This window comes from Clostridium vincentii, from assembly GCF_002995745.1.
GTDB classification, from domain to species: Bacteria; Bacillota; Clostridia; order Clostridiales; family Clostridiaceae; genus Clostridium; species Clostridium vincentii.
Genome location: NZ_PVXQ01000060.1, coordinates 1 through 13572 on the forward strand (window position 1 = coordinate 1; position 13572 = coordinate 13572).

Below are 13572 nucleotides of genomic sequence, written 5' to 3' on the forward strand. Positions count from 1 at the left end.
AATGATCCAGATTTATTTAAATCACTATTTCCATGGAGTAATCTTCCTGCTGAATGCTATTTAAATAAAAAGGATTGAAAATAAGCGGTTAATGACTGTCAACGTGACGAGTTATTAACCGCTTACGAATAAATTACGTTTTTATTCACACTATCATAATTTAGGGTTACAATATTACCTGTTTTAGCATAAGCAATATTATTTACTACTCTGACATTATTAGAATTTTGAGCAAATATTTGTCCCCAATTAAGATGTTCTGAATTGTTATTATAAGCAGTATTGTTGATTACATCTACATTATCACAACTGAAAGCATGTATTCCAGAACCACTATTTTCATATGCAATATTATTATCTACTAATGTTCTTCCTGTATATTCAATATATCTATCAGTTTTCATATTCTGAGTGCACTTAGTATCATCTATTATGATACCATTACCATCAGACCACTTACCATTAAGAACCCATTTTACATAAGGAGTATTATGATATGAAATATTGTTTCTTATAACGTTCTTATAGCTTGTATTTTCTTCATCTGTATTGTGGTTATGGAAAATTGATATACCACTGTTAGCAAACATGCCTATAGCTGTATCATGAACTACATTGCCTTCTATTGTTATATAATCTGCCTCGTCAGTATATATCCCACCACCTGGAACATCGTGAACATTATTATTTATTATCTCAACATGGTTTGGTATAATATAAGTGTTCAAACCATACTTAGTCATGTCAGAATCCGGTCTGACGGAAATGCCGTTAGTATTTAATTTCCTTGTTGTTGGTGAACTCCAATTCACCTTACCATTTGCTATTGTGGAATCATATTCACTCTCCTCATCCTTTACAGTAATATTTTTTGCATCTCCTTCTACTTCAAATCCCTCAATTCTAATATAGCTAGCTGTTATTAGAATATGATTCCATGAGTTTACCACATGTAACTTAGGATGTTGTGCTGGATATGGCTTATAGGTAATATAGCTTCCTGGTAATCCCGATCTAGAAACTATTGCAACGCCTTCAGTACCTGCCTGTGTATTCTGCACTAGCCGCATATACAGTTTTGGATATTGGGATCATTGTGTACCCCGTAAGTAAAAGCATGAAGGCCAAAAAAAATGAAAGTGTTTTTTCATACATTACAATACCCCCTTTTATATTTATAATACTATAATGTTGCGTAATACTTTTCATGAACATGTATAATCTTCATTATTTCATGTTCAATCTTGCTATTTTTACCAAAAATATAATAATAAATGGATTATTCTGATAAATTTTGATAAAAAATAGACTTCATCAAATAATCTAAATTTCTTTATTACATTACAAAATATATTATTATTTTAAACTTTTTTATATTCTATTGGTTATTAATTCAAATGAGCAGTGGGTGAATTATGAGTATAAAAATGCCAGGTAAAAAAGTTAGATACATGTTAACTCATTTACCCAGCATACATATTTATAATTTAATAATTAATTATATTATTCAAAAGGATTCTCTGTTTTATAAAGTATATCTTTTGGTTGATTAAACCCTACTTCATTAACACCTAAATATCTAAATAAATTGAAAATTGCCTTTCCATAATGTCCAAATGCAACTGCTCCATGATGTGGATATCTTTTTTCTATTAATATATGACGATAGAATCTTCCCATTTCAGGAATTGCAAAAATACCAATAGCTCCAAATGAACGTGTTGCAACTGGTAGAACTTCTCCTTGTGCCACATAAGCTGTAAGTTGTGCTTCTGCATTGCTTTGTAGACGGAAGAAGGTAATATCACCTGGAACAATATCTCCTTCAAGTGTTCCTCTAGTTATATTTGGTTCTACATTTGGTTCTAAGGCTCTTGCCATAATCATTTGGTTTTTCATAGTACACGATGTTAATTTGCATGCTGCTGTGTTACCACAGTGAAATGCCATAAATGTATCTTTTAATGTATAATCAAATTTACCTTTGATTTCGCTTTCATACATATCAGCTGGAACTGAATTATTAATATCAAGTAAAGTAACAACATCTTTGCTTATACAAGTTCCAATATATTCACTTAATGCACCATAAATATCAACTTCACATGATACGGGGATTCCCATGGCTGTTAAACGGCTATTTACATAACAAGGTACAAATCCAAATTGTGTTTGGAATGATGGCCAACATTTATTAGCAAAAACAACATATTCTCTTGAGCCTTTATGTTCTTCCATCCAATCTAATAATGTAATTTCATATTGTGCAAGTTTTGGTAAAATACCAGGCATTTTATTTCCTTCACCTAATTCTTTTTCCATACTAGCTATTACCTCTGGAATTCTTGAATCATTTGCATGTTCATTAAATGAAGCATATAAATCAAGTTCTGAGTTTTCTTCTATTTCAACACCTAAGTTATATAATTGTTTAATCGGTGCATTACAAGCTAAGAAGTCTTGTGGACGAGGTCCAAATGAAATAACTTTTAAGTTCTGTAATCCAAGTAACGCAGTAGCAACTGGTACAAATTCAGAAATCATATTTGCAACTTCTGTTGCTGTTCCAACTGGATATTCAGGAATATATGCTTTTATATTACGAAGTGCTAAATTATAGCTTGCATTAAGCATTCCACAATACGCATCTCCACGACCATTAATTAAGTTGTCTCCAGTTTCTTCTGATGCTGCAATAAACATTACAGGTCCATCAAATTTTTTAGCAAGTAAAGTTTCAGCAGTTTCAGGTCCAAAATTTCCAAGGTATACTACTAATGCATTTACATCAGCTTTTTTAAGGTCTGATAATGCTTTTTCCATATGTTTTTCATTTTCAACCGCTGTTAAACATTCATAAATATCTCCATTAGATTTCTTGTAAGCTTCTACTACAGCCTTTCTACGATTAGTTGACAATTCCATTGGAAAGCAATCTCTACTTACTGCAACTATTCCTAATTTTACTTCTGGTATATTATTCATTTTTAATTCCTCCATTATATTATGATTTTTATTTTATTGATATATTTTCTCCAACTAAGCCTATAAATGCTCCTTGATTACCTAGATCAGTATCTTTATGCCCAATTAACCATTTGTTTTTAGCAAATAACAATGCATCTTCTCCAAGTTTTTCAATATTATTTTCTAAAGATAAATTAGTATCCCTTGGTAAAACAACAACACATTTAAATCCATCTTCATTTACATTGCAAGGTGCATAGTGTAGTGTAGTTGCATACACTTCTATTATGGTACCAGCTAAAACCATAAAAGCTTCTATTTTTGAAGTATCATATGAGTAATCGTCTTCAATGTCTTGCTGACAACCTATAAGTAAAATAAGATCTGTTACTGCCACATTTATTTCGGATGAGCGGTGATATTCAACTGCATTTAGCAAATAATTATTACCATTACAATATCCTATTTGAATTGGTAGCTCACCAAATTCTCTTTTTCTTAAATCCTGAGCAATTTTTAAATCTTCAAGCTCTTTTATAGACGGTTCATATATTATGCCCCTTGGTAATATTGTGCTTTTCATCTTTTCAATTAGCTCAGAACAATCGTATTTTTTTAATACTTGTCCATATTTTTTGAACTCTTTATCAGTAACACTTTTAATAACCATATTAATCATCCCTTCTTCTATATTTTTAATTTCGCGATATGTTTTTATTTAATTAGTACATTAATTGCTTTATTTACAACATTTTCTACAGTAAATCCAAATTGCTTAAATAAAGTGTCTGCATTTCCTGATGCTCCAAAGGTATCTAATGATATAACATCTCCATCAAGACCTACATATTTGTGCCATCCAAATGATGTTAATGCTTCAACAGCAACTCTAGCTCTTACTTTATTTGGCATAACAGATTCTTTATAAGCTTCATCTTGAGTATCAAATAACTCGAATGATGGCATACTTATAACTCTTGCATCTATTCCCTTAGCTTCTAATTCAGATGCTGCTTTAAATATTAATTCTACTTCTGACCCTGATGCCATTAAAAGTATATCTGGAATGTCTTTCTTAGAATCTTTAAGGATATATCCACCCTTTAATGCTCTCGTAGGGTCTCCATCATATAGTGGTAACTTTTGTCTTGTTAAAACTAATGATGTTGGTGTAGCTCCATTAGTTACAGCATAATACCAAGCTGCTGCTGTTTCTTTTGAGTCAGCTGGTCTAAATACTGTCATATTTGGCATACTTCTAAGTGCTGCCAACTGTTCTATAGGTTGATGAGTTGGTCCATCTTCTCCGACACCGATGCTATCATGAGTTAAAACATAGGCTACTGGTAGATTCATTATTGCGGATAATCTCATAGCACCCTTCATGTAGTCACTAAATACAAAGAAAGTTGAGCAGAATACTTTAAGTCCGCCATGAGCATACATACCATTAACGATAGCTGCCATAGCATTTTCCCGAACTCCAAAGTGAAGGTTTTGTCCGCTTCTATCTTCGTCTGAGAAATCTCCTTTACCAGCCATATAAGTTTTATTTGAAGGAGCAAGATCAGCTGATCCTCCTATTAAATTAGGAATTAACTTAGCTAATCTATTTATCATTATTCCTGAAGATTCTCTTGTAGCCATTTCTTTATCAAAGCTCCATAATTCTTCATTGTTTAATAATGTTTTTTTATCAATTTCGCCACTTAACCATTTAGTATATTCTGCAGCTAGTTCTGGATAAGCTTTTTTATATTCTTTAAATAGTTTATTCCAAGCTTCTTCCTTTGAAACACCCTTTTTTATATGCTCATTCATATTTGTATATACTTCATCTGGCACATAAAATGCAGGTTCTATTTTCCAACCAAAGTTTTTTTTCATTTCTAATATATTTTCAACACCTAAAGGCTCTCCATGAGCTGAAGCTTTTCCTTGTTTTGCTGCACATCCAAAACCAATTTGATTTTTAACTATTATGATTGATGGTTTTGAAGTTTCTGATTTAGCTTCCTCTATTGCATTTTCTATTGCATCAATATCATTTCCATCTGCAATTTTCAATACTTGCCATCCATAAGCTTCATATCTCATAGCAACATCTTCTCTAAATGCTATCTCTGTGCTTCCTTCAATTGAAATATTATTTGAATCATATAATACGATCACTTTTCCAAGACCTAAAGTTCCGGCAAGGGATGATGCTTCTCCTGAAATTCCTTCCATAAGACAACCATCTCCACATATTGCATATGAATAATGATCAACTACACTATAGTTTGGCTTATTAAATTTTTCTGCAAGATGAGCTTCTGCCATAGCCATACCTACCGCATTACATATTCCTTGTCCAAGCTATCCTGTTGTAACTTCAACCCCTTTAGTATGAGCATATTCAGGATGTCCTGGTGTTAAACTACCTACTTGTCTGAATTGTTTAATATCGGAAACTTTTAATCCATATCCAAATAAATGTAATAATGAATATTCAAGCATTGAACCATGCCCTGCTGATAATACAAATCTGTCTCTATTATCCCAAGTCGGATTTTTCCCATTATGGTTCATCTTTATCCATAGTGTAAATGCCATACTAGCTGCTCCAAGTGGTAATCCTGGATGACCAGAATTTGCCTTTTGAATAGCATCTGCTGAAAGCACTCTTATTGCATTAATCGATAGTTTATCTAATTCTCTACTCATATTGTTCCTCACTTTACTAATTAATTTTATTATATTTTCACTGTACAACTTTATAGTGTCTAATTGTTATTTCCCAAATGCTGCTGCCCAATCTGCTTTAAACTTCTCTAGCCCTTGATCTGTTAATGGATGTTTTATCATTTGCAAAACTAAGCTATAAGGTATTGTTGCGATGTCTGCTCCAGCCTGCGCTGCTTGAATAACATGAATTGGATTTCTTACGCTAGCTGCTATTATTTCTGTTTGTATTCCATGAATTTCAAATATATCTGCAATATTTCTAACTAGTTCCATTCCATCCATTGAAATATCATCTATTCTTCCTAAGAATGGACTTACATATGTTGCTCCTGCATTAGCTGCGAGTAGTGCTTGTGTTGCTGAGAAAATTAAAGTTACATTTGTTTTAATCCCTTCGCTAGCTAAAATTTTAGTTACCTTAAGCCCTTGTGCTGTCATTGGAATCTTTACAATCATATTCTTATGAATTGCTGCGATTTTCCTTCCCTCTTTAATCATCCCTTGCGCATCTTCACTTATAACTTCTCCGCTTATTGGCCCGTCAACTATTTCTGTTATTTCCTTTATAACTTCATTAAAATCTCTACCTTCTTTAGCAATTAAAGATGGATTTGTAGTAACACCACTTATTACTCCCATTTCATTTGCTTCTTTTATATCCTCGATTTTTGCTGTATCTAAAAAAAATCTCATTTTATTAACATCTCCTATTTTATATTTTTGATTATATTATTATTTAAAAATTTAAAAACATATATAATGTCTTTTTAAATATTGTTTAATAAGTTGCCAAATAAATAGAGTAGCTTTTACTACTCTACTATTTAATTTCCAAGAATTCTTCTATAGGCATCATTGCTGCGCCCAACAAATAAGATTCTTTAAAACTCGCAACATTAATTGCGCAACTATTTTCATCGGTAAATAAATTATCCTTATAAATATATTTTATTAACATATCTATTTTATCTTTTAATAAATTATTTATATCTCCACCCAACATTATAGTGTTTGGGTCTAATATCATAATCAAATTTGATATACCAAGACCTAATATCTTTAAATATTTATTTAATGTCTTTTCTGCTATTTCATCCTTTTGAATATACTTTTCTTCAAATTCATCTATATCCGAGACCTTGCAACATGATACTTCATTATAATTTTCTATTAAAGAATTCATAGAGGTATATGCCTCTAAGCACCCTCTAGCACCACATTTGCATTTTTTTCCATTAATAGTTATTTTTATATGGCCCATTTCGCCTGAAGAATTATTATCACCCCTATATATTTTGCCATTTATTATAATCCCAAGACCTAACCCATCTGTTATAGATATATATAATAAATTCTTCAACTCATCTTTTCTATTTAAAAATTCATAATAAGCTGATAAATTGGCTTCATTATCTACATATATGGGTACATTCAGATATTCAAATTTTTCTTTTAAACCAAAATCTTTTATGCCTAGAAGGTAGCAATATTTTACTCTACCCGTCTTAAAATCTACAGTTCCTTGAAGTGAAATTCCAAGTCCTAATAAATTTTCAGAAGTTAGATTATACTTGTTAATTATCATCTCTATATTTTCACTAAGAAGAACTATTATATTTTCTATTCCATCATTTTTATGCCTAATCCTTATATTTTCAATAATATTTTTCTTTAAGTTAACTAGTGATATCTTTATGTGCTTCGGTGTTAATGCTACTCCAATGGAATATCTACAGTTCTCATTTAGTTTAATTGCAATAGCTTTTCGTCCACCAGTAGATTCTAATGAACCTACGTCTTCTACAATACCATCATTTTTTAATTCAGTAATATTAGTAGAAACCGTTGTAATGCTTATATCTAACTTTCTAGATATATCCAATTTAGTAATTTCATTTTTCTCTAATAATAGTTTTATTATCTTTTTCCTATTCGTTTCCTTTATTCTACTATGATTCATCTCCATAAAATTCGAAAATACCCCTCTCGCCTACTATTATAGACAATAATAGCTTTTCTTAAATAATATCACTATTACTATTTTTATTAAATGTTTTTTATTTTAGGATAAGCTGAGTTGTATACCTTATATACTTTAGAATACACTTCTTTTAGATCAGTATTTTGACTGACCTTTGCATTTCCTTTTATAATTTTACTGCAAGCGGACTCTACTGAATCATATATTCCAACTCCAACGCCTGCAAGTATTGCCACACCAAGGGCCGGTCCTTCTGATGCTTTAACTGTGGTTAATGGATATTGGAAAACATCCGCTAATATTTGTTTCCATATATTGCTTTCCGCACCACCACCACTTACTCTTATCTCATCAATACTTACATTCATATCTTTAATAAGGTCAAGACAATTCTTTAAACTAAAACTTACACCTTCTAATATACTACGTACAAAGTCATCATGATTATTTATAAGTGATATCCCTAAGAATGCCCCTTTTACATTTGGATCTATATGAGGTGTTCTTTCTCCCATAAGATATGGCAAATATATTATTCCATTAGATCCTGGCTTTGATTTTGATGCTTTTTTATTTAATATATCATATATATCAATTCCTAAATTCTCGCTTTCTTCAATTTCTTTAGCACAAAAAGTTTTTTTAAACCAATTTAATGATAATCCTGCACCTTGAGTAACACCCATTATATTCCATTTATTAGGAACAGCATGACATAAAGTATGAACTCTTCCTTCTTTATCAAATCTAGGTGTGTCCGTTACTGCAAATATAACCCCTGATGTGCCTATTACTGTTGATATTATTCCTTCACTTACTATTCCATTTCCTATCGCTCCAGCTGCTTGATCTCCTGCGCCTCCAACAACAGGTGTATTTACATCTAATCCTGTTAATTCAGAGGCTTTTTCTGTAATACGTCCACTAATAACAATTGATTCATAAACATCTGGTAATATAGTTTTATCTATATTTAACTCATTTAGTACTTCATCACTCCAATTTCTAGTATTTATATCTAACATTTGCATACCACTAGCATCTGAAACTTCTGTTGCAAATACATTTGTTAATTTAAGTCTTATATAATCCTTTGGAAGAAGTACTTTATATATTTTCTTATAATTATCTGGTTCATTATTTCTAACCCACAATAATTTTGAAAGTGTAAATCCAGTTAAAGCAGGGTTTCCTGTTATTTTAATAAGTCTTTTTTTCCCTATAACCTTAGTCATGTACTCACATTCTTTTTCCGTTCTTTGGTCACACCATATTATAGAATTTCTAATTATATTATATTTTTTATCCACTAAAACAAGGCCGTGCATTTGACCACTTAATCCAACGCCTTTAATGTCAGAAACTTGTACATTACTTTTTTCAATAACTTCCTTTATTCCTCTAACGCATGCTTGCCACCAATCCTCGGGGTTTTGTTCTGCCCATCCTGCTTGCGGTTGAAATAAATCATATCCATAGTTTGCAGTTTTTATTGTTTTTCCTTCTTCATCAAATAAAACTGTCTTAGTTCCTGATGTCCCAATATCCAACCCTAATAAGTATCTCATAATAAGCCTCCTATTTTTAAATATATACTTTTTATTTAATATTTAAATTAACTTTTTAAATGTATTTTAATAAGTTTATTGTAATTCTATTTTTTTTCTTAGTCAATATATCTAAGTAAACTTTTCATAATTATTTATATTCTTAATTTGCTTAATAATTAAACAAAATTTTATACTTTCTTAAAAAAAGAGAGCTAAATGATTTTTTTATTACATTCAAAATGTATATTCATATTTTAAGCGTTGTTCTTATAGTCTTTTGGTGACACGCCAACAAGCTTTTTGAATCTTTTTGAAAAATAAAATTCATCAAACATTCCAACTTTTTCTGAAATCTCATTTAACTTAAGATCACCTTCCCTTATGAGTTTCTTTGCTTCCTCCATCCTAATCCTATCTCGATACTGTAGTGGAGAGAAATCCGTAATTTTCTTAAAAACATGAGACAAATAGCCAGTTGAAATTTCACAGTGCTCACATATATCTTCAAGTAAAATCTTCTTGGAGTAATTTGTTTTTATATATTTTATAGCTGTTCTAGTAAGCTCAGTTCTACGGTCTGGTTGCTCCTTTGTTTCCTCACAAGTATTAAGCTTCCGTCTAATAATCCATATCATTTCTAGAAGTTTTGCCTCAATAATCTGCTTTGCTCCAGGTTGTTTGCCTATACCCTCTCTATACACACTTTTTATCATTTCTCTGAAATCGTTGTCAATTCTCCTAACTATTTGATTTTCAGGATCCCCTGGAAATGGCATAAGAAAAAACGGTCTCCCCCTTAAATCAAAATACCCAAATTTGATGTAATAGAAATCCACCCCAGATGTTAAGCTGTCCTCTTTATGTGTTTGTCCGGGTTGTATATAGTAAAAATCACCTTCCGAAGCTTGCATACAAACATCGTTACACCAATATTTCATTGTTCCTTTTTCAATATAAATCCATTCATAGCTTTCATGTTCATGTTCCCAGCAATCCCAATGTTCTTTTGTTTCTATCCTTCCCACATGGATAAATTGGGGAATCGCATAATATTTCAGTATATCTTCCTCAACGTTATATCGAAGACCTATTTTATTTTCATATATATCCATAAATACCCACCTTTTTAATTTTATAAAATTATTGTTCTACAACCGCAGAAGTCAATTACTATTCTCCCTACAAAAAGTAACCCTCCCAACATGTATACCAGCGTGGAAGCTTAAATTTATTTATATATTCTAAACTCACTTAACTTTCACTTTAAATTTCTTAAAAAATAAGAAAACATTTTTTGGCTGAATTAAAAAATTTTAAATTTGTATCTTTACTTTTTATAGTAATCGGTTACTATAAAACTTTAAAGTGCGAAATGTATTTCCTTGCGCACTTACTATTGGAACATACGCTTTGATAACTAAACTATATGATTCAAAAAGGAGTTGTTATTTATGTCAATTATACTCTAACTGCATTTGACCACTTAATCCAACACCTTTAGTATCAGAAGCTTGTATATTACTTTTTTCAATAACTTCCTTTATTCCTTTAACGCATGCTTGCCACCACGCCTCTAGGTTTTGTTCTGCCCATTCTGCTTGCGGTTGAAATAAATCATATCTATAGGTTGCAGTTTTTATTATTTTTCCTTCTTCATCAAATAAAACTGTCTTAGTTCTTCATGTTCCAATATCCAATCCTAATAAGGATCTCATAGTAACCCTCCTATTTTTAGATATATATTTAAGTTTTAAATTAACTTTTTAAATGTATTTTAATAAGTTGATTATACTTCTATTTTTTTTTTTAGTCAATATATCTAAGTAAACTTTTTCATAATTATTTATATTCAAATTTGCTTAATTTACTTAATAATTAAACAAAATTTTCTATTTTTTTAAAAAAAGAGAGCTAAATGATTTTTTCATTTAAACTCTCTTTCTATGTACTATACTTTGTTATATCTGCTACTTTTGATACTGCCTTTGTAGTTAAATCATTTGATAATTTTTTTATCGCAATCAAAATGTATATTCATATTTTAAGTCTTGTTCTTATAGTCTTTTGGCTACACGTCAACAAGCTTTTTGAATCTTTTTAAAAAATGAAATTCATCAAACATTCCAACTTTTTCTGAAATCTCATTTAACTTAAAATCGCCTTCCGAAGCTTGCATACAAATACCGTTACACCAATATTTCATTGTTCCTTTTTCAATATAAATCCATTCATAGCTTTCATGTTCATGTTCCCAGCATGTATACCAGCATCAAATCTTAAATTTATTTATATATTCTAAACTAACTTAACTTTCACTTTAAATTTCTTGAAAATTAAGAAAATATTTTTTGTGGATGAATTAAAAAATTTTCAAATTTATATCTTTACTTTTTCATAGTAAGCGATTACTCTAATACTATAAAGTGTGCAATGTATTTCCTTGTGCACTTACTATTGGAACATACGCTTTGATAACTAAACGATATGATTCAAAAAGGAGTTGTTATTTATGTCAATTAGGGTTTGTGGTGGTGCTGGATATATAGGTTCTCATTCAGTTCATAAGCTTATAGAACAAGGTAAAGATGTAGTATAGTAGATAATTTACAAAGCAGTCACATTGGAGCTGTTAATAAAAAAGCAAAGTTTTATAAAGGTGATATTAAGGTTGTCTTAGGTGAAAGAAGAGCCGCAAACCCTGCACAATTAATTGCTTCAAGTGAAAAGGCAAGAAATGTTTTAGGATGGATTCCAAAATATACAAATGTTAAAGACATTATTAAGGATGCTTGGACTTGGCACGAAACTCATCCATATGGCTTTGAATAGTAGACTTATAATATGATTAATCATGAAATAAATAGGCTTATAAATTTTATTCTTCAACAAGTTCTTATAAATGTAGCAGGAAAATAATCTTATCGAATAGCTTAATTAAAATAGATACTGTACATTTTATATCTTATACTAAAGGAGGCATTGTAATGGCTATTATAAGAAAAGACTTTGGAAAAACAAAAGATAACATTGATGTAAATATCTTTTCTCTTACAAATGATAATGGTATGAAAGTACAAATCGTTACATATGGAGCTGCAGTGGTTTCTATAATTGTTCCTGATAAAAATGGTAACTTTGATGATGTTGTATTAGGGTATGACCATATTGCTCTCTATGAAAAGGGGACTAAATATTTTGGTGCTTCAATAGGTCGTTGTGCCAATAGAATCAAGGATGGGAAATTCAAAATTAAATATAACGAATATTCATTAGCTCAAAATGATGGTAATAACCACCTACATGGTGGTATTAAAGGTTTTGATAAAGTTGTTTGGGATGCCAAAATACTTGATAATGAAAATAATGTATTAGAGCTTTCTTATTTTAGTAAAGATGGTGAAGAATCATATCCTGGTAATCTTACTGTCAACGTTACCTATACTCTTCTAGAAGATAATTCTTTAAAATTAGAATATAAAGCAGTAAGTGATACGGCTACTATTGTTAATCTTACTAACCATTCTTACTTTAATTTAAGTGGACATGGATCTGGAAATATTTTAAACCACAAACTAATGATTAACTCAGATAAGTTTACTTTAAATGATAAATATTCTATCCCTACTGGAGAAGTTAGAGTAGTAACTGAAACTCCAATGGACTTCAAAACATTAAAGCCCATTGGAAAGGAAATCAATGTTGATTATGAGCAACTTCACTTTGGCTTAGGATATGATCATAATTGGATGTTAAAGTCTAATGGAAATATTCATGAAATAGCTGCTAAATTAGTTGATGAAACTACAGGTAGAGTTATGGACGTCTATACTACAAAACCAGCACTACAATTTTATAGTGCTAATTTCCTGGATGGATATGATATTGGAAAAGGTGGTATTTCCTATGAAAAGAGAGGTGCACTTTGTCTTGAAACTCAATATGTTCCTAATGCTATAAATAATAATAAATTTACTTCTCCACTACTAGAATCTAGTGAAGAATATAATAGTACTACAATATATAAATTTTCAATTTTATAGAATTATTAAAATTGGAATGCAAATTTTAATAGTGTGAGGTTTACCGTTTCTAACTTTGATTTTTAGGGTCACCTCGACTTGCAAGGTAAAAAACCGAGTTTCTTTTTAAATCAAAGTACTTAAAGAAGCCATTCTTTTGTGATACACTATTTTCGCTAAAAAACAAATAACTCACATAAGAAGATTGAGTCAAGTAAAAGTGGGCAACTATTTTATTATCCATTATTTTACAGTATATATTTATAACTTCCCTTAAGCATTTTTACTCTTAATTGTAACTAATATCTCCAAATCCTTTTAATCCACA

Annotated in this window: 9 protein-coding genes and 4 pseudogenes; 2 read left to right on the forward strand and 11 right to left on the reverse strand. The window is 30.4% G+C overall.

Translation table 11 applies throughout. The features are described from left to right. Window positions 1-122: 122 nt before the first annotated feature. The 10 genes and pseudogenes from CLVI_RS16280 to CLVI_RS18030 all read right to left on the reverse strand — a co-directional run. Window positions 123-1070, reverse strand: coding sequence for a right-handed parallel beta-helix repeat-containing protein (locus CLVI_RS16280; protein ID WP_106061184.1), 948 nt, complete (start codon window positions 1068-1070; stop codon window positions 123-125). Between the two features lie 433 nt (window positions 1071-1503). Then, entirely contained in the window at window positions 1504-2985 is a 1482-nt protein-coding gene (locus tag CLVI_RS16285) for an L-fucose/L-arabinose isomerase family protein (RefSeq protein WP_106061186.1), read from the reverse strand. 28 nt (window positions 2986-3013) lie between these two features. After that, window positions 3014-3637 carry a DUF4867 family protein gene (locus CLVI_RS16290; RefSeq protein ID WP_106061188.1) on the reverse strand — a complete coding sequence of 208 codons (624 nt, stop codon included), beginning with the start codon at window positions 3635-3637 and terminating at the stop codon, window positions 3014-3016. Between the two features lie 44 nt (window positions 3638-3681). Next, window positions 3682-5673: pseudogene (tkt, locus tag CLVI_RS16295) on the reverse strand (transketolase). A 66-nt stretch (window positions 5674-5739) separates the two neighbouring features. Further along, window positions 5740-6387: a fructose-6-phosphate aldolase gene (gene fsa, locus CLVI_RS16300; protein WP_106061190.1), complete on the reverse strand. Its 648-nt coding sequence runs from the start codon at window positions 6385-6387 to the stop codon at window positions 5740-5742. Window positions 6388-6514: 127 nt separating this feature from the next. Next, window positions 6515-7660 carry an ROK family transcriptional regulator gene (locus CLVI_RS16305; protein ID WP_106061192.1) on the reverse strand — a complete coding sequence of 382 codons (1146 nt, stop codon included), beginning with the start codon at window positions 7658-7660 and terminating at the stop codon, window positions 6515-6517. An 80-nt stretch (window positions 7661-7740) separates the two neighbouring features. Beyond that, window positions 7741-9243 carry a xylulokinase gene (gene xylB / locus CLVI_RS16310; RefSeq protein WP_106061194.1) on the reverse strand — a complete coding sequence of 501 codons (1503 nt, stop codon included), beginning with the start codon at window positions 9241-9243 and terminating at the stop codon, window positions 7741-7743. Window positions 9244-9479: 236 nt separating this feature from the next. After that, window positions 9480-10337, reverse strand: coding sequence for an AraC family transcriptional regulator (locus tag CLVI_RS16315; RefSeq protein WP_106061196.1), 858 nt, complete (start codon window positions 10335-10337; stop codon window positions 9480-9482). A gap of 342 nt (window positions 10338-10679) precedes the next feature. Further along, a pseudogene (locus CLVI_RS16320) lies at window positions 10680-10889 on the reverse strand (FGGY family carbohydrate kinase); the annotation flags it as partial. Window positions 10890-11293: 404 nt separating this feature from the next. Further along, window positions 11294-11476 (reverse strand): annotated as a pseudogene (locus CLVI_RS18030) (AraC family ligand binding domain-containing protein); the annotation flags it as partial. A 258-nt stretch (window positions 11477-11734) separates the two neighbouring features. On the opposite strand from CLVI_RS18030, the pseudogene CLVI_RS18130 reads away from it, so the two are divergent. Next, a pseudogene (locus tag CLVI_RS18130) lies at window positions 11735-11892 on the forward strand (NAD-dependent epimerase/dehydratase family protein); the annotation flags it as partial. Here the strand turns inward: CLVI_RS18130 and CLVI_RS18035 are convergent. Next, window positions 11874-12002, reverse strand: coding sequence for a hypothetical protein (locus CLVI_RS18035; RefSeq protein ID WP_278320541.1), 129 nt, complete (start codon window positions 12000-12002; stop codon window positions 11874-11876). The pseudogene CLVI_RS18130 and the gene CLVI_RS18035 sit on opposite strands and share 19 nt — an antisense overlap. A gap of 207 nt (window positions 12003-12209) precedes the next feature. Here CLVI_RS18035 and CLVI_RS16335 point away from each other — a divergent pair, with 207 nt between their 5' ends. Continuing rightward, window positions 12210-13265, forward strand: coding sequence for an aldose epimerase family protein (locus CLVI_RS16335; protein ID WP_106061200.1), 1056 nt, complete (start codon window positions 12210-12212; stop codon window positions 13263-13265). Window positions 13266-13572: the final 307 nt, after the last annotated feature.

Coding starts and splice junctions, on each gene's coding strand:
- CLVI_RS16280 (WP_106061184.1), bottom strand. CDS start 1,070: ATGCGGCTAGTGCAGAATACACAGGCAGGTACTGAAGGCGTTGCAATA.
- CLVI_RS16285 (WP_106061186.1), bottom strand. CDS start 2,985: ATGAATAATATACCAGAAGTAAAATTAGGAATAGTTGCAGTAAGTAGA.
- CLVI_RS16290 (WP_106061188.1), bottom strand. CDS start 3,637: ATGGTTATTAAAAGTGTTACTGATAAAGAGTTCAAAAAATATGGACAA.
- fsa (WP_106061190.1), bottom strand. CDS start 6,387: ATGAGATTTTTTTTAGATACAGCAAAAATCGAGGATATAAAAGAAGCA.
- CLVI_RS16305 (WP_106061192.1), bottom strand. CDS start 7,660: ATGGAGATGAATCATAGTAGAATAAAGGAAACGAATAGGAAAAAGATA.
- xylB (WP_106061194.1), bottom strand. CDS start 9,243: ATGAGATACTTATTAGGGTTGGATATTGGGACATCAGGAACTAAGACA.
- CLVI_RS16315 (WP_106061196.1), bottom strand. CDS start 10,337: ATGGATATATATGAAAATAAAATAGGTCTTCGATATAACGTTGAGGAA.
- CLVI_RS18035 (WP_278320541.1), bottom strand. CDS start 12,002: ATGTCTTTAACATTTGTATATTTTGGAATCCATCCTAAAACATTTCTT.
- CLVI_RS16335 (WP_106061200.1), top strand. CDS start 12,210: ATGGCTATTATAAGAAAAGACTTTGGAAAAACAAAAGATAACATTGAT.